This window comes from Lentilactobacillus fungorum (assembly GCF_016860605.1).
Lineage (GTDB): Bacteria > Bacillota > Bacilli > Lactobacillales > Lactobacillaceae > Lentilactobacillus > Lentilactobacillus fungorum.
Map to the genome: position 1 here is coordinate 157,152 of NZ_BNJR01000014.1, position 18,148 is coordinate 175,299.

14 protein-coding genes are annotated in these 18,148 nt (G+C 41.7%); 6 read left to right on the plus strand and 8 right to left on the minus strand.

All coding sequences use genetic code 11. The features are described from left to right. Positions 1 to 120: 120 nt before the first annotated feature. The 3 genes from YK48G_RS08230 to YK48G_RS08240 form a co-directional block, all read right to left on the minus strand. Positions 121 to 2,616: a DUF5776 domain-containing protein gene (locus YK48G_RS08230; protein WP_203630244.1), complete on the minus strand. Its 2,496-nt coding sequence runs from the start codon at positions 2,614 to 2,616 to the stop codon at positions 121 to 123. A 178-nt stretch (positions 2,617 to 2,794) separates the two neighbouring features. Next, a complete protein-coding gene (locus tag YK48G_RS08235; protein WP_203630245.1) occupies positions 2,795 to 4,765 on the minus strand; it encodes a glycoside hydrolase family 127 protein in 1,971 nt (656 codons plus the stop codon). A 273-nt stretch (positions 4,766 to 5,038) separates the two neighbouring features. After that, complete coding sequence (locus tag YK48G_RS08240; RefSeq protein WP_203630246.1) at positions 5,039 to 6,460, minus strand: MFS transporter; 1,422 nt, start codon at positions 6,458 to 6,460, stop codon at positions 5,039 to 5,041. A gap of 416 nt (positions 6,461 to 6,876) precedes the next feature. Between YK48G_RS08240 and YK48G_RS08245 the strand changes: the two genes are divergently transcribed. The 3 genes from YK48G_RS08245 to YK48G_RS08255 all read left to right on the plus strand — a co-directional run bounded on the left by YK48G_RS08245 (position 6,877) and on the right by YK48G_RS08255 (position 9,377). After that, entirely contained in the window at positions 6,877 to 7,833 is a 957-nt protein-coding gene (locus YK48G_RS08245; RefSeq protein ID WP_232365327.1) for an AraC family transcriptional regulator, read from the plus strand. A gap of 14 nt (positions 7,834 to 7,847) precedes the next feature. Beyond that, on the plus strand, positions 7,848 to 8,045 hold the full coding sequence (locus YK48G_RS08250) for a hypothetical protein (RefSeq protein ID WP_203630247.1): 198 nt from the start codon (positions 7,848 to 7,850) through the stop codon (positions 8,043 to 8,045). A 198-nt stretch (positions 8,046 to 8,243) separates the two neighbouring features. Further along, positions 8,244 to 9,377, plus strand: coding sequence for a GH25 family lysozyme (locus YK48G_RS08255; RefSeq protein ID WP_203630248.1), 1,134 nt, complete (start codon positions 8,244 to 8,246; stop codon positions 9,375 to 9,377). A 400-nt stretch (positions 9,378 to 9,777) separates the two neighbouring features. Here the strand turns inward: YK48G_RS08255 and YK48G_RS08260 are convergent, their stop codons facing one another. After that, the gene (locus tag YK48G_RS08260) at positions 9,778 to 10,335 is read right to left on the minus strand and encodes a TetR/AcrR family transcriptional regulator (RefSeq protein ID WP_203630249.1); all 558 of its coding nucleotides are present in this window, start codon (positions 10,333 to 10,335) and stop codon (positions 9,778 to 9,780) included. 171 nt (positions 10,336 to 10,506) lie between these two features. Between YK48G_RS08260 and YK48G_RS08265 the strand changes: the two genes are divergently transcribed. The 3 genes from YK48G_RS08265 (at position 10,507) to YK48G_RS08270 (ending at position 14,345) form a co-directional block, all read left to right on the plus strand. Next, a complete protein-coding gene (locus tag YK48G_RS08265; RefSeq protein WP_203630250.1) occupies positions 10,507 to 13,134 on the plus strand; it encodes an efflux RND transporter permease subunit in 2,628 nt (875 codons plus the stop codon). 96 nt (positions 13,135 to 13,230) lie between these two features. Further along, a complete protein-coding gene (locus tag YK48G_RS13615) occupies positions 13,231 to 13,365 on the plus strand; it encodes a hypothetical protein (RefSeq protein WP_284692028.1) in 135 nt (44 codons plus the stop codon). Positions 13,366 to 13,379: 14 nt separating this feature from the next. Continuing rightward, complete coding sequence (locus YK48G_RS08270) at positions 13,380 to 14,345, plus strand: alpha/beta hydrolase (protein ID WP_203630251.1); 966 nt, start codon at positions 13,380 to 13,382, stop codon at positions 14,343 to 14,345. 181 nt (positions 14,346 to 14,526) lie between these two features. On the opposite strand, the gene YK48G_RS08275 is transcribed toward YK48G_RS08270, so the two are convergent. The 4 genes from YK48G_RS08275 to YK48G_RS08290 all read right to left on the minus strand — a co-directional run bounded on the left by YK48G_RS08275 (position 14,527) and on the right by YK48G_RS08290 (position 18,065). Next, complete coding sequence (locus YK48G_RS08275; RefSeq protein WP_203630252.1) at positions 14,527 to 14,733, minus strand: helix-turn-helix domain-containing protein; 207 nt, start codon at positions 14,731 to 14,733, stop codon at positions 14,527 to 14,529. Positions 14,734 to 14,742: 9 nt separating this feature from the next. Continuing rightward, positions 14,743 to 15,222: a DUF2975 domain-containing protein gene (locus tag YK48G_RS08280; RefSeq protein WP_232365328.1), complete on the minus strand. Its 480-nt coding sequence runs from the start codon at positions 15,220 to 15,222 to the stop codon at positions 14,743 to 14,745. Positions 15,223 to 15,381: 159 nt separating this feature from the next. Beyond that, positions 15,382 to 16,899, minus strand: a complete 1,518-nt coding sequence (locus tag YK48G_RS08285) for a YfcC family protein (RefSeq protein WP_203630253.1) — start codon at positions 16,897 to 16,899, stop codon at positions 15,382 to 15,384. Between the two features lie 17 nt (positions 16,900 to 16,916). After that, positions 16,917 to 18,065, minus strand: a complete 1,149-nt coding sequence (locus YK48G_RS08290) for an ArgE/DapE family deacylase (protein WP_203630254.1) — start codon at positions 18,063 to 18,065, stop codon at positions 16,917 to 16,919. Between the last annotated feature and the right edge of the window lie 83 nt (positions 18,066 to 18,148).

Here is an 18,148-nt window from a genome sequence, read left to right on the forward strand (position 1 = left end):
TCATTTTTTGCGAATGGATTTTCGCAACGCATTATCTCAAAAATAACGCAAAACATTTTTATGAATAATTAGTGAAATGATGTTTTTTCTGGCCTCCTCACCTCCCTAAAATAGGAACCATTAGAACCTTGTCAGAGAAGTCAATTGTTTATTAGCTGTGATATAGTTACCATTCGTTAATTGGAAACGAGTGGTCGAACCGTGCTTCACAATTTTCTTGACGCGTAATGTTTGGCCCTTCTTCACATGCTTCACTTGGTTCTTCTTGGATAAGGTAGCACTCTTGTATTCATACAAGCCAGTCTTGTTAAGTGCATATACTTTACTGTGCTTGGTCTGCCAGTATAAGTTAGCCACGTACTGCTTATTAGCGGTGATGTAAGTGCCATCGCTTAGTTTGTAACGGGCAACACCATTAGCTGATTTAGCTTTACCGACAACCGTGAAAGTTGACGCAGTCGTGCGGCTTTTAACCACATACTTCTTTACGCGGTTGTTCTTAGTGAAGTTAGCGCTCTTGTAACGGTACAAAGTCTTCTTGGCATAAACCTTGAAGCTCTTAGTTGTTGCTTTAGAGCTGTTATTGGTTTCAGCCTTAGCGGGCTGTGTCGTTGTACTTGAACTTGAGGAAGTTGTCGTCGAACTTGAATTTGACGTCACAGTTGCTGAACTTGAGCTGGATGATGCATTTTGAGTTGTTCCAGTAATCTGTCCAGTTGCAGTATCAGTTGTTTGCGAGTTGTTATTATCTGTAGTTGGCGTTGTCGCAATCGGGGTTAATTGAATGTAATCCAATTGAACGTCCCCACTCTTATACATCAGCGTTACCGTATTGGTACCCTTCTTCAAGGTCACATTACTACCGTATTGAAGTGTTTTCCGCGTTCCCGTTACATTGGAAGTTGCACTGATACCGTCAGGAATTGCTTGATAAGTGACATCTTGTAAATCCGTTCCATTTACATTAAGTGATTCGGTAGCTGTTGTTGAGGCTTTATCACCCCGACCATAGCCAATCTCTAAACTATACTGACCATCTTTTGGTGCATTGACTGTGAACTTAACACCCTGACCGCTAGATTTAACATGGTTAACATACCCACGGGCAGATGCATAACTTCCGACTGTCGATTTAACACCACCTAATAACTGACTATCCTCAGCTTCGACTCGAATTGGATCACTGTCAGATGCTTTAATGTCGTTCAAATTATCAGAAGTTACCGGACTATCTGCAGGTTGGACAGTTAATTGATAACCCGAGGATGCTTTCATCCCCTTAACTGGAACCGAAATTGAGCCATTATTAACTTTAACGGTTCCAGTTAACATTGTTTTAGGACTAACAGCAGTATCAACGCCGTCCCAGTCCGTCGAATCTACTTCTATCTTGGCGCCATTAGCATACTTGGCAGTATCTAAGCCATTAACGTTAACAGTGGTGTCGCCATCTTTTCCACCAAATAGAACTGAAGTCTTACTCTTATCAGTAGTCGTACTTGCCACACTCGCTAATGTATCCGTCGGTGTTTTATCGGTGCTAGTTGCATCCATTTGACCACTCATATCGGCATACCATTTATAAAGCCAATAACCACCATTTGGTTTTTGTTGATCGGTTAATAAGTTATTCATCCGACCAGTGTTAAACCAGAGTGACATTGAAGCAGAATCCAAATTCTTAATATTTTCAAATGACTGCATGTAATGAACCATCGTTCCCGGAACGCCTAATTCATCACGAGCACCGTATTCATTAATGCTAATCTTTCGTGGGGTTATCCCTAACTGGCTTTCCAACGCTTCAAGTTGACTCGCTTCATTTTCAACTTTGCTGCCATAATCACCAATATGCCAAGAAATAACGTCAGGCATGACGCTAACCTGTTTACCATTAACTTCAACTGTTGTATTTTTGCAGTGAGTTAAGAAATTCTTCATCCATGTGTTGTCATATTTATAAAGACTTGGGCCGATAATCTTGGCATTCGGATCGATTGCCTTAATGTGTTGAACGGTTTTATCCCACAAGGTGTAAAAACTGCCCCATTTTGCTGGTGTCAACTTACCCGTAGAATCAGCTGGTTGATGATTATTTGACTGATCAAACGATTCATAACTACCGTTTGGTTCATTAAAGATCTCATAACCATAAATATCCTTATTATAACCACTATCAACGTTGGCTTTTACCATCGTATCAACTTTTGTCAACCAATCATTTAAGTTAGTGAAATTATATGGCCAAGCCCGAAAAATATCGGCCATTCGAATCGTCACTTTAGCCCCAAGCTTATCAGCTGTCGAGGCAATCTGTGGGAAACCACCGGCGGGAGTTGTCGCGCCATTAGGCAGCTGTTGAACACCTGAAGGTCCTTGCGTGAACATTCTCATCTTAAGCGGTTGTAAGATATCAGCACTTGGTGTACTACTATCCTTTAAAGCATATAAACCACCTGATGCAACATGGTCAGCACTACTTCTAATTGCCTGATCCGTGTTTACCGTAATCTCCTGATTTGTAGCGGCGGAGGCATCCCCACCAAAAGCTCCCAGCGTTAGCATACTAAGCGCGGCGGTTGCCACCAGCGAAGCAAACCATTTTTTCCTTAACATAAAGTTACCTCGTTTCGATTTTAGAATTTTGCTTGTCCATGAGCATAACCATTACCTCAATATAATGATTAACTCAATTGTTAAAGGTAAGCGGTCCCATTTTCACACAAAGGGGAATCACCAGAATTTTTATGATCTGGTGATTCCCCCTCGAACAATATTTGATTAACATTCAGCTTTACTTATTCAACCAAACCCTCATTTGACCATTCTCACGGTTAGCCCATGAATAGTACGGCACTAAGGTCAAATCAGCTGATTCAGTTTCAACTGGCTGAGTGGCATCCACGTAAAGCGGTGCGTTATCGTCGTCAATCTTTTGTCGTTGAGCAGCAACTTTTACAACCCCAACGCCGTCCAATAACTTTTCGTCAAAGTGATAGTCAACTTGGTCACTTGGCGTTACTTGGTATAAGGACAACGGTGCTTGGTTGTCGACTTCTTCGGCGGCGTAAACGACTGGGCCGCGTTGGATAGCAACCTTGTCGAAGTCATCGCTGACCCGGTTGCTTGCGCGCATAAACTTAACCCCCATGTCAAGCTTAAGGTCAATCGTTAATGACTTGTCGTCAACGTCGATGTAGATGAAGCCGTCTTCAACTGGCAGATCCTTAGCTTGGCCGTTAACTTCTAAGTCGAAGTTTGCCGACCAGCTTGGAATTCGAATGCCTAACTTGAAGGACTTATCGTTTGGATTTTCAATTTCGTAATGAATATCGCCGCTCCATGGGAAGTGGTTGGTTTGAACGATCTTCAAACCATCATCAAATTCAGCTTCGTTAGAAATGAATTGATGAGACAAGATGGTGTCGCCATTAACCGTGTAGAGATATTCATCAACCGAAGCGATCAGCCGTGCCAAGTTAGCAGGGCAGCAAGCACAACCGAACCAGTCAGCCCGGTGAGTCAAGACGTGTGACTTGCCAGGGTTGCCCTTTGAAGCTTTTGGATCGGCTTCTAGTGGATTCACGTAGAAGAAGTGCTTACCATCAAGGGCCATCCCACTTAAAGCACCGTTGAACAGTTCCTTTTCAAGCACGTCACCATATTCACCTTTAGCGTGAATATTTAACATTTGCCGAGCAAAGAATGACATGCCAACTGAAGCACAAGTTTCACCATAATCGGTATCGTTTGGCAAATCGTAGTCGTAGGTGAAAGCTTCACCAGTGGTGGTTTGACCAATGTTGCCAGTAATGTACATCTGGCGTTTAACGATGTCGTTCCAGAAGCGATCACAGGCTGCCAGCAAGTCTTTATCACCGGTGTAGCGAGCAACGTAAGCCATTCCTGTGCAAAGATAAACCACTCGAACAGCATGACCATGAGGAACCTTTTGATCCTTAATTGGTTCTGCGGCCAAATAATACTCACGTGGAAAGTCCCGCATTCCAGCAATCAAGTCACGATCAGCGCTATCACCATCGGCTTTGATTTGTTTTTCAAAGAAAGCCGGATCTTGGCCCCGTTGGTTTAAGAAGTAATGAGCTAAATCAAGGTAACGCTTCTCGCCAGTTTCTTCGTACAAACGAGAAAGGGCTAATTCAATTTCTGGGTGACCATCGTAACCATGAATCTTACCTTCTTCAAGGCCAAAGTTCTTGTCGATGCAATCAGCCATGCGTTTAGCAATCTCCAAGGCCTTTTCGTTACCGGTCTCATGGTGATAAGCAACGCCAGCTTCGATGTAGTGGCCCATCGTGTAGAGTTCATGGGATTGTTGCAGACGCTTGAATTTACGTTCTGGCGCGTCAATTTGGAAATACGTTGACAGGTAGCCATCGTCTTCTTGGGCGTCCGCAATCAAATCAATCAGATTATCCGTAATCTTCTTAAGGTCTGGGTTTGGATGGTAGCCAAACGAATAAGCTGCCGCCTCTAACCATTTGTAAACGTCGGTGTCTTGGAATGGAAAGCCATAGTGATGACCCTTCATCTGACCAGCCGCAATCTTTAAGTTGGCAATGGCATGACTATTCTTGTCTTGACCATTGTTTTGAGGATCTTCAGAAATTGAGATGTCGGCTTCGTCGTTCATCACTTTCCATTGATATGGAAGCACTTCTTTAACGACGAGTTCCCGGTATCGCTTCCAAAAATCTGAAGTAACCTTTACTTTGTTTAATTTTGGCGTTGTATAAACTTGCATAGTACTCTTTCCTCCTAAATCAGTGAGCGGAGCAAAGCGGTTAGAAAGCGGAGTGTAAGTCTCCTCAGACGGAAATTCCCGGGCTTGGAATTTTTGGCTGAGGTGCTTACACGTAGCTTTCTGCTTTGCGCAGCTGTCCTACGATAGTGAGCGGAGCAAAGCGGTTAGAAACTGGAGCATAAGTCTCCTTGGGCGAAAATCACCGGTTCTGGGATTTTTGGCCAAGGTGCTTATGTGAGAGTTTCTGCTTTGCGCAGCTGTCCTAAATTCCAATTAAGCTTGAGCTGCTTCAGCCTTGTTTGCTTCTTCAGCGTTGCGCTTTGCAAGGTCAGCCTTAACAACTGGTTCGTGATTTTCCCACTTACGGTAAACAATCATTAATACCAAACTGATTGCGTAAATGATAATTGGTACCCAAACGAATGTGAAACTAATTCCTGAAAGACTGCCGGCACTTTGAACTTTATCAGCAGCGTTGAAGCCGAAGCCCTTGAGAAGCATTGAAGCAATAAATGAACCGAATCCTGAACCCATTTGGATACAGAATGAAGCACCAATGGCTGTTAAGAAACCGTTAGCCCGAACACCGGTCTTCCATTCACCAAAGTCAACCGTGTCACCAACCATGGCGAAGAACATCGTGCAAGCAGAGCCTGATCCGATACATGCAACACACCAGCCGATTAATGCTGAAGTAACGTTAGAACCTGCAAAGCCAACCCAAGCTTGGCCAACCATTGTCATCAATAGGAAGAAGACGGTTGTGCCCCACTTGTGCATGAACTTAACGAAGAATGGAACTGAAGCCATCCCAATAACTTGGATAATAGTGAAACCGTTGAAGAATGAAATTAAAGCCTTGCTGCTCATGTTGTACTGGAAGTAATAAGGCATTGAGGAGTTACGAACAATAAAGGCAGTCCAGTAAGCCAAGTTAGCAACAACGATCAAGACCCAAGGCCAGTTACCTTTGGTTGCTTTTAAACTTTCTTTAATCGTAATAACTTTTTCGTTTTCGATATTCTTTTCACGCATGTCCAAGAAGGCAACGATTAAAAGAATGAAGGCAACGATTGAGTAAATCCCAACGGCTAATGACCAACCTTTTTGATCGTTACCGCCGCCAAGCAAGCCAGCGAATGGAATGATAAAGGTAACAGCGAAGAAGTTACCAACGTTACCTAAAACCAATCGAATCGAGTTAGCTTGCATCCGGCCGTCAGTATCTGAAGTCAAGTTAGGCAATACTGACGTAATTGGTGTTGACATTGCCGTATAGGATAAGTCGGCCAGGATGTACATAACACCGGCATATAGCACTTTTAACGTACCGCTTAAAGCTGGTGTCGTGAACAGTAACCAAACAAAGATCGCAAATGGTAATGACATCCAGAGGAACCATGGTCGACTCTTACCATATTTACTGTGAGTATGGTCAACCAAAATCCCCATGACAGGTGCGCCAATCGCATCAAAGATCCGACCGATTAAAAGTAAAACCCCGGCCGTTCCGACTGACAAACCAAAAACGTTCGTAAAGAAGTATAGCATGTAAGAACTGATGATACAGTAGAGCAAGTTACCAGACATATCGGTAAAACCATAAGTGATTTTACGATGCCATGGCAATGTATCGTTGGCAAGTAATGCTTGAGCACTTGCCGTATTTGAATCAACATTTGCATTTGAACTCATGATAAAAGCCTCCGTAGTATATAGAATTTATCTAACCGCTTACATTGACGATTAAAAATAAAAAATATAGCTGAATCATAAAACTGGGAGAATTCATCTCAAGAAGGCGAGCTTCTGGTTGGACTCATGATTGACATGATTTTCAACTTCCTTTCTATCAGCGGTTCCCCGTCCAAGGAACCATTTCCTATTTACAAATAAAATAGTAACCGTTTTCAAAAGAGAAAAAAAGGTCTATAATAGCAAAAGAGGTGATACAATCCGACCAGTTAGATTTTTAGAGCGTTAATTGGTTGCTTGTGAAACCCGATGGTTACCACTTTCTTGATATTTGGTAACCATTTCCGATATTTAGCCATTTTCTCAGTTTATGTATGTTTGGTGACTATTTCCGACTAGGTACTAGGAGGGTCTTTATGATGTTATTTTCAACATTTACACTGGAAAAAACGTTACTTTATTACAAAGGTGGTGAATTTATTGCGCATGGGCCTTGGAAGCACCGTAGAATGTATCATAAAGGTGATTATGAACTGATTCTCTGCATCAAAGGACCAATTTATCTACAAATTAATGATCAGCGATTTACGTTAAAAGCCCATGAAGTTTTGATTGTGCCGCCATTTACAACGTTCTATGGTTATCAAAACTCCGAAAACGATGTCGACTTCTATTGGCTGCACTTTTTCTCCCAACACAAGGAAGATGCTTTTAACTCGGATGAAGATGAAATGACCACCGAGGTGAAGGCCAACAAGAATAAGAAGCGAAAGATCTTTTTACCAATGTATTTCAAATTAAATGACTACGAAGAAGCAACGATTTTAATTCATCAAATTTTATCGATTCACAACGAACTGTCATTTATTGAAGAACGTGATTATTTAGTTTCTGCTCTTTTAATTCAGTTGTATAAGTCATATTTCAACCGGCCAGATGCCAACAGCGAAGACAGTACTCGAATTAATTATATGAAAGAATGGATTCGTGCCAACATGTCCAGCACGCTAACAGTCGCTGAAATTGCTGATCGGGTCCATCTCAACCCCGATTATTTAACCAGACTGTTCAAGCGCTGTACTGGTATGACCACCCTGCAATACCTAAATCATGTCAAAATTGAAGTCGCAACCTTACTGCTGGTCAGAACCGAAATGCCAATCAAGCAAGTTGCCGACAATTCTTATTTCAATGATCCCAAGGTCTTTATGCGTCGCTTCAAGAGCGAGATGGGACTATCGCCCAGAGAGTATCGCAAGTCCTATAACTTGATTCATTTGAACAATCCCCACGTTGATCCACAAATTCCAATTCCGAAACGAATTGCTGATTCAATTGACTATATCCCAGAAAATGGCGATATCCCTGAATAATGGAGGAAGTTACAATGAAATTTTTAAGAACAAGATTTGCCGGCCAGTCGATTCTCTCCTGGTTTTTCCAAATTATTTTGATCGTCATTGCTTGGCGGGTTAGTACCCACCAGATGCCAAATAATATTACAACGATTACAATTACGGCCGTTATTTTACTATTAATTTACTGGAGCTTTTCACTTGATCGAAAAAAGGATAAATCCAAATAGAAATCCTTTTGAACACTCTCTATTCATGTTAGTATCACAAGTGAAAGATATTTTAGGACAGCTGAGCAAAGTAGTAGTCGGTACGTAAACCTCGTCAACAAAAACGCCAAGCCTAAGAATTTTCGTTGACGGAGACTGATGTTTTGACTTCTAGTCGCTTTACCCAGCTCACTATTCTACTAATTGAGGGTGAACATTATGAATTTAAAGCGAAAATCCAGCATGGCTGTTTTAGGATTAGTTGCGGGGGGTATCTTACTCGGTAGTTCCATTACCGCAAATGCCGTGACTAATCCTTCCAGCACGCTGCCAAACACCGATATGGTTGATGTGTCCAGTTGGCAGGGGAATTTGTCTGCAGCTGATTATCAAACACTGGCACAAAATGGGGTTAAAGCTGTTACAATTAAAGCTTCTGAAGGTACCTATTACACCAATCCGTATCTCCAACAACAAGTTCAATATGCGCAGCAAGCGGGCTTAAGCATTAATTTTTATCACTTCGCTCACTTTACGTCAGCGGCTCAAGCGCAAGCCGAAGCTCAAACGTTCATTAACGCCGTCAAATCCGTTACCAGCTCAACCAACGTGGTTATGGTGACTGACTTTGAATCATCTGAATTAGCCAGCGTTTCTAGAGCAAACAACGATGCCAATGTCGCTACCTTTGACGCAGCATTAAATCAAGCAGGCTATAATAAAACTGATTTATACACCATGGCAAGTTGGTTAGGTGTCCACGTTGACACCAACGCATCAAATGCCGGTTGGATCGCAGATTATCCCAATCAGCCGGCCGGCTCCAAATATCCAAACGCCAACGCTTGGCAATGGGCGTCGGATTATCGGTTCCCAAATATTGCCCAAAACCTCGACGTGAGTCAGTTGAACAATGATTATTATTTGAATTCGGGCACGGTAACCACTTCGACAGCAACTAATTCGGCAATTTCATCGGCAGCTAGTTCATCGAGTAGCTCAAGTTCGTCAGCAACGTCTACGTCAACTAACTCATCAAAAAAGGCCCAAGTCGTCATGGTTCCTGGCCCATCTGCCGGTAAGCAATATTCAGCATCCCGCTCTAAGTCCGTCAAATTAATTTGGCGAAAGCCCATGGGCAGACATTATTACAAAACGACCAAAGGTGCTCGTTATTCTAAACATTTGGGTATCCGTTACGGCTATAACGCCGATTTGCCAAACGTTACTTGGCGAACTGATGCTCATGAGAAGTTATACAAGAAGAATACCGGTCATTATGCCATTTATTACCATGTCAAGAGTACAACCGGCAACCATGGTGGCTGGATTTGGCGAGGTTATTTGAAGTAGGGCGCAAAGCAAAACGGCTAGAAGCTGTCGCACCAGTTATTTAAAGCCTTAAAATACACTCACATATAATCTAAAAACAGCTGTGACCCAAATTAGTCGCAGCTGTTTTTATTTGGCTAATATTTAGTTAACGCCATGGCAAAAGTACCTTTGACACTTTCAACCGACCATTAATAATTGCGTCTTCACAAGCATTGGTTAACGTGTCAAGGGAATGCGATTAACGCAATACGACGCCAACAACAAATCATCTTTACAGCCAACTATCACAAAAGGTTCCCAAAACTGGGAATAATTGTGACCTTCTTGCTTTGTCTCAAAAAATGTTAGTATCTTCTCATTATCAATCACTTTCAAGAAATCCTTACCCAGCTTGATGATCAAGCATTTATTAGCCAAACTACTTCTTGTTTGTTAAGAAATACGGTGAAACTAACATTTTGACAATCTCATCCTTTGGAATCGGATGCTCATCATTTAACCACTGGTTGAAAACACCAATTGAGCCACTAATAAAAAAAGTGAAGTAGTACTCTAGGATTCGTTGGTCGGTTACACCAAACTGTTTCGAAAAATCGTTGAGAAATAACTCATGGGCCTCAGAAAATATGGCCATGGTGATTTTATCTTCTCGTTGCGCTTTGAGAATTACCCGCATAGCCACTTGATTATTTTCAACGACGGAAACTAATCGCCGACCCCAATCTTGCAAATTATCTTTTTGATGAACCCTTAGCAGCGGCATCACTTCCGCTGAAATATCGTTTTCAATTGCTTCAAACAAACTATCAGGATTATCAAAATGGAGATAAAAAGTTCCCCGATTCACATCCGCCTGCTTACAGATCTCCGTCACGGTAATTTTTGATAGCGGTTCGGATTCTAACAGTACCAGCATTGCTGCTTTGATGGCGTGAATCGTGTATTTGGTTCGCCGATTATTTTTGATTCCAACCATATTTTAGACACCTCAGTTAAAACTGTTGATTTGATAACATTTACCCATCCATTTACTTATTGTGCTTGCAATTCGTACACATTATACTAAAAAACGTGTTTTAAGCCAACACGCTGTTTATTTAATGTCAGCTTGTATTAATGGCACCATAAAGAAGGGATGATCAATTAAATGAAAAAACTATTTTCAGCAACTGGCCAGCTTATCTATAATCACTCAAAGCTGGCGTTAATCATCATCGGGATTATCACCGTAATCCTTGGATTAGGGTTACCTAGAATTCAAATGAATACTGGCAATAGCATGTTTGTGAGTCAAAGTTCTCAGATTGCTAAGGATTCTGCCACGTATCAAAAACAGTTTGGAAATGATGTATTTATCGTTGATATTCAAAATAGTGGCCAATCAACCGTCAGTCCTGCAACTTTTAAGAAAGTACACCGATTTGCCGAGCAAGCCCAGCAAATCGACGGCATCAAATCGGTTACGGACGTCGCCGGCGTTTTAAATGGTGAACTTAATTCATCCTCAGCCAATGCATTGGCCAGTGGAACCGGGACCAATTCGGCAAAGTTGCAAACATCAATGATGGCACAGTTATCGGCTGCCCAAAAGAAGCAGTTACAGCAATTCACTACCAAATCATTGTCAACAGCTCAGCAAAAGCAGCTCTCCGCCTACACCGTTTCAATCTTAACTAGCAGCCAAAAGGCAAAGATGGCTCAAGCTGCTAGCCAATCTAATCAGTCAGCGACAAGCACCAGCGCATTGACGAAACTGTTAAGCACTAAACAACAACTACGGGTTCAAGCATACACTCAAAAGATTCTTACTAAAACTCAAACTCAAGCCTTAGCCGCAAAAATGTTAAGTATGCTGCCAGCAGTTCAAAATATGAGTGCCGACCTTCTTAACCAACTCATTTACTCAGATAACGGCAAGGTTCCAAGCTCAATGTCACAATTATTGCCCAAAAATGGGCAACACTTGTTAGTCACGCTAACGACAACGGCTAACACCGACATGAATCAAAATAACACCCAATATAAACAAATTCAGCACTTAATTAAGCAAGCTGGTCTATCTTCAAATCACTACACAGCGGCCGTCGCTGGTTCCCCTGCAGTTGCCGGAACAGTTGGTAAACAAATGACCAAGAGTATGGCCATCATGCTAGCCGCAGCGGTGGTTATCATGTTTGTGATTTTGTTACTAGTCTTCCCCGTTCGTCGCCGATTATTGCCATTAGTCTTTGTTCTGATTGGGATGGTTTGGACATTTGGTTTAATGGGATGGTTAAAAATCGATTTGACAATGGCCACCATGGCCACTTTACCCATTCTCATTGGACTAGGAACCGATTTTGGCGTTCAGTTTTTGAATCGATATGAAGAAGAGTTCAAGAAGGATCCCAAGCAACCCGCCAATGCTGTTGCAACAACTGCAGGCCACTCTGGCATGGCCGTCGGAATTGCCGGTGTGGTCATGATTCTCAGCTTTTTGACCATGTTAATTTCAAAAGCGCCCATGTTGAAATTCTTTGGAATCACCTTAGCAATTGGTGTGTTAATGTGCTATATCGTAGAATTTTCTTTGACATTTGCAATCGTATCACTGTTAGATCAACGAACTAACTTTAAACAAATCGCCAAACTAAACACAAACAAATCATGGCTTAATCATATCTTAGCAAATTACGCTAAATGGGTTATGAAGCATGCTGGCGTCATTACAATTATTGGCGTATTAATTGGTGGCATTGGGTTCTTCTTTGAAAGCCACATTTCAATTGAGACTAACCTAATTAAAATGATCCCCCAAGACTTACCAGCCCTTAAAGCAAATAATAAGGTAATTAAGGAAATCGGCTCCACCACTAATTTCACGTATCTGGTAAGATCAGACGATGTCCGGCAGAAAGATAACCTCCAAGCAATTCATGATTTTGGTAATCAGGTCCAAGCTAAGTATGGTAAGAAAACAATTTTAGATAGCACCTCTTTAGCAACGTCGCTTGGAAAATCCAGTTTGATTCAAAATCAAAAACAAATTAATACGACAATTAGTGGGATGCCAGCGATTATTCGCCAGAACTTACTGAGTCATAATCATCAGTACGCAACAATCACATTCAAAATCAATCCAGACCTCAAATCAGATCAACAATTGAAGCTGATGAATAAAATTTCCAAAGATGCCAAAAATGTTTCTGGTGATTTAACCATTCGGCCTGCGGGCTCTACCAGTATGATGCTTCAGGGAATTAACAATATGACTGCTAATCATGAATTAATCATTATTGCAGGATTAATCACGATTTTTATCGTCCTTCTGTTGGTCTATCGGCACTTCCATTACGCAATTTACCCACTATTGCCAATTGTGATCGTCCTTGGCCTTTCGCCAATGACATTAAAATTACTCGGGATCAGTTATAACCCTGTTACAATTTCTTTAAGTTCACTCATTTTAGGTATTGGAACAGAATTTACGATCTTAGTACTGGAGAGATATATTGAAGAACGTCGTCGGGGAGAAAATAATGAGCAATCAATTGAGACTGCTCTCGGCTCTGTCGGCCAGGCAATCACTGTATCTGGCCTAACAGTTATCGCCGGCTTTACCACGTTAACCTTTGTTAATTTCCCAGTCCTGCGATCATTTGGCTTTATCACGGTTTTAGATACGGCCTACGCATTAATTAGCACGTTGACCATTCTACCAGCGATCATTTATTTACTGCGTCCAAAAAATAAAACGCAGGGCAATCCCAATCTAAGAAAAGATTCAAATGAATAGTAATTGACCCATACAAGCCAATATCAAAGTTAGCCAAAAAAGCTGACACTGTGTATCATCCCATTTTTACAAGTTTATAAGAACGGAGGTTATGAAATGAAACGTATTTTTTTAGCACTAACGATGCTGCTGACTGCAGGTCTACTAGTTGAACAATTCTTAAATAGGAAGCGGATAGCCGCTTTCCGGGAACAAACCATTCGAACTGATAAAAAATTTTTCAACCTGTGAAGGAGGTGCTAACAATGTATGTCACAAAAGAAATGATTCATCCCGAATTAAGAAAGTTTGTGCCGTTGCATATGAATCGAATCTTGCACTCTCAAAAAAGTGTCAAATTTCTAAACGCTGCTATTCATTTTGGCTCTCAGGGAATCAATCTCACAGACGATATCAACTTTGAGCAGCATTTTATTCCACGGTCAAACGGGACAAATTTGCGAATATGCGTTTATACCCCTCAAAGATTAAAAAAAGACGTTCCGGGGATCTTGTACATTCATGGTGGCGGCTACGCTATCGGGATACCAGAAATTGAGAGTCAAACCATCCGGGGCATCATTAAGCGAACCGGTGCAGTTGTTGTTGCTCCTGATTACCGTCTCTCACTTGAAGAACCATATCCAGCAGCTTTGAATGATTGCTACCTTGCCCTACGGTGGTTGAGCAATAATGGCAGTCAATACGGCATGCGTTCTGATCAAATTATGGTTGGTGGCGAAAGCGCAGGTGGAGGCTTAACGGCTGCCCTTTCGGTATATGCTCGCGATCAACATGAAATTGCAATCGCCTTTCAAATGCCACTTTACCCGATGTTGGATGACCGCAATAATTCTAAATCTGCTCAAAACAGTAATGCACCTGTCTGGGATCAAAAGGCAAATGAGCTTGGGTGGAAGCTTTATTTAGGAAACCTATATCAGCAAAACAATATCCCTGAATACGCTGTACCATCAAGAACAACGGATTATTCAAATTTGCCACCAACATGTACATTTGTGGGAGATATTGAAGTGTTTTATGATGAGACGGTAACCTATATTAATCAATTAAAAGCAAACGGTGTCCCGACTCACTTCAAAGTCTTTCCCGGTTGCTTTCACGCTTTTAATCTGCTTTCTCCAAATTCAACTCCAGGTAGGAAAGCTAATCAATATATTTTGGATATGGTTGACTTTGCGGCAAAAAATTATTTTGCAAAACAACCTTAATCCTCCAGCTATTGTCAAATTACAATAAAACCACTCAAGTTTTTTAGTTCCTAGCACGTCACTTTGACTAAAAGACTTGAGTGGTTTTTATGATTTAAAAAACTATATCTAGTATGAAGGGTAGCTAAGTATAGCCAGATTGATTGCCCTATAATATTAGAAAATAAACCATTAAAGCAGTCTACCTATCCTGATATGCCAGTAAATCTCCTGGTTGGCACATCAACGCTTCACACAACTTATCAAGCGTCGAAAACCGAATGGCTCTTGCTTTGCCGGTTTTTAAGATTGATAAATTTGCCATCGTAATCCCGACTTCTTTGGATAATTCCGTGACGGACATTTTTCGCTTCGCTAACATGACGTCTAAATTAACAACAATTGGCATTTGCTCACCTCACACGGTATATTGATTTTCAAGTTTTAATTCGGTAGCTTTTTGCAGAAGTTTCTCTAAAATCGCCGCAAATGTCGATACCGTCAGGGGAATCATTGCAATCAAGGCCATCATGATAATCATCCCCGGTGCATCTTCAACTTGAGCTACTTGATAAATCATCGGCAAAAACAGCAGGTAGCAAACGCCCATTCCGCCAGTAGCGCCTTTAATTCGCTTTATCGCCTTTAACGCTTGGCCAGAAAACACATTGTCCTGATCAACCAACCGCAAAATTTGATAAGCATAGCCTTCAGCAATAAAAAACAACCCCGCAGACAAATACAGGCAGCCAGCAAACACATCTCGAGATACTGTGATTTGCGTGTAAATTTGCTTTAAGCGCACTAACATAGTTGGGAAGACAAACAGGCACAGTAACAATATAATGACCCCAAAACCAACTAGCGCTAACTTTAGAAAACCCGTTTTGATTTTCACGATAATCCCTCCGTTATTTATCGACTTTCGATAAATAATAGCCGGCTTTCGGTAATGATTGAAGTAAATTGAATGAACTTTACATTTTGTTAACAAATGGTCCTAAAAAGCCTTCGAGTATTCAACCTCAAAGGGTTTTTAAAACCATTTATTTGAAAGCTAAATAACCGACACAACTGCCAGGAAAACACAGGTAACAGCAAACAATGCCACAATCAACTTAGCTGTCCACTTCCACCAAGTAGTCAAACTCACATTAGAGAGTGCCAAGGCTCCCATTAAAATGGCTGAAGTTGGCGTAATGGCAGTGATTAACCCAGAGGAAGCTTGAAACGCCGACACAACAACACTGCCTTCAACGTGCGAAAACGCCGCCAGCGACCCCATAATCCCCATCGCTGCAGCGGCAAGGCCTGAGCTGGACGGGATTAATAGCGATAAAATACAGAAGAAAACAAACGCTAGAATGGCAAAGACTGGTTTGGGCAGCCCACTCAAACCGCTTTCACCCCAGTGCAGGATGGTTCCAGTAATCATCCCGCTATTCATAATTGCTTGAATTCCCCGAGCAACAGCGACGATAATCGCAACATTTAACAAATCCGCCATACCACTCATAAAGGCGCTAATAAATTGAGCTTCCTTCATATGATTGACGAACATAATCACAATTGACATGAATAAAAACAGCAAAGTGATTTCATTAAAATACCAATTACCAAGCGCAGAAATGTCTTTTCCAAGAACAGTCCCTAAAAAAGCGTTGCCAGTTAACCAGTCATTGAATTGATTAAAGAAATTCCAATTTCGATTAATACTTGTCCACGGAACCAAGCCAATAATCATGATGATAAAAGTGAGGCAAAATACCCAAAGAACTCGTTTCTGCGATTTGGTCAACGGCTGGGGGACACTTGTCCGATCGGCCACTGAGAACCGCTTCATATCGGCGTCACGTTGATTATAAACAAGGGAACTGGTTGGATCCTTCTTCACCTTTTCAGCGTAGTGAATGACAAACCAGATTGCCATGCCAGTCACAATAATCAACAAAATAACTCTTGAAAACAACCCATAGCCTGGGGATATTTTAATAATTCCAGAAGCAACTCCCGTGGCAAATGGATTCACTGTCGAGGCCAAATCACCCACTCGAGTGCTTAAGAGAATGATTCCCACAGCAACCAGTGAATCGTAGCCAACACCCATCATAATTGGAATTAATAATGGAAAAAAGGCCATCGTTTCCTCTCCCATTCCATAAGTGGAGCCACCTAATGAGAAGAGAACCATTAAAATAATAATCAGTCGCTTTTCATGACCAGTGTATCGATGAACAATCGCTCGAATGCCGTCATCCAACGCACCGGTTTGATTAACAACGCCCAAAAAGCCACCGATAACCAGAATAAACATTGAAATTTCAATTGCGCCCGTTGTCTGCTTGTTCCCAATCATCCCAATAATCGGTGCCATCAAGACATCCCATAATCCTTGAGTATGACTGGCCACCGTGTGATACGTACCGCTAATAAGCGTTCCATTGGCAGTGGTTGAATACGTGCCAGCGGGAACAATCCACGTTAAAACGGCAATGACAATAATAATGCCAAAAAGGATTGTAAACGCCGAGGGCATCTTAAAACGATGCCGTTTAAGCTGATCTGAGTGATCCATTCAAGACACTCCTTTCGTTATTTGAAGAATGCTTGGGCAAAGTGTTTGTAAAAGTCAATTGACTTGCGATAAGCATCGATGTCCACGTACTCATTGCTTTGATGAGCGGTATCATTTCCTGGTCCTAACAGCGCAATGCCAAAATCACCTTTGGCATGCAAGAATTCGGAACCGTCGCTGGCTCCAGATTGACCATTAGTAACCAACGGCTTATCATACATCTCATCATGAACCTTTTTTATCAGCTTAATAAATGGTGAATGAGCGTCTCCAGGCATAGCTTCTTCTGGGAAACTATAACGAATACTCAAGTTGTAGCCAGCCTTTTGGTTCAATTTAGCCACCAGTCCATTTAATGCGTCAAAGACTACTTGATTGGGATATTCCGGAATTGTTCGGATGTTTCCCTTAATAACTGCTTTAGCAGGCACGCTGTTGATCTGTTCGCCACCATTAAACAAACTCTGAACGTGAGTGAGTTTACCCAAAACTGAATCAGTCTTATCAAATTTTGCCATGAGTGGTTTGACTTGGGTTGCAAAGTCAATTAGGTGATCAATCGCATTGATGCCCTTTTCAGGCTGAGAACTATGGGCGCCTTTTCCAATAGCGGTCACAATATAATCAATCACACCTTTTGAGGTGAAGCCAACTTCGTTCATTTCGTTACCCGGCTCAGCAATTAGCATGCCATCAATGCCATCCACGTAACCTGCCTCGGTCAGTTGAGCGGCACCGTACTCGCCAGTTTCTTCTCCCACTGTTGCAAACAATTTAATCTTGCCGGGGACTGAATCCTCAGCCAACATATCCAGCATTGCGATGATGACAGCGGCCAGTCCACTCTTCATATCGGTTGCTCCCCGTCCATAAAGCCTGCCATCTTTAATGGTCGCCTTAAATGGGTCCGTCTTCCAAGACTGACGGTCACCCGCATCAACGACGTCTTCGTGACCAGAAAAGCCTAAAATTCGATCACCTTTCCCAATTGTCACCACCAAATTATCACGATGAGGGGCATAAGTGATCCGATCGATTTGAACCCCTTTTCCCTTGTATGGTTCAAATAGCGACGTTATGTAATCCGCTACCTCTTCCTCATGATTATTGACTGATTGAATACTAATTAACTTTGACAATATTTCGATTTGGCTTGTCTTTTCCACATCTATCCACTCCTTAAATAACAAATCGATTTTTTGTGAATAAATAAATCCATACTCACAAAAAAACTCCGGAAAGCTTCGAA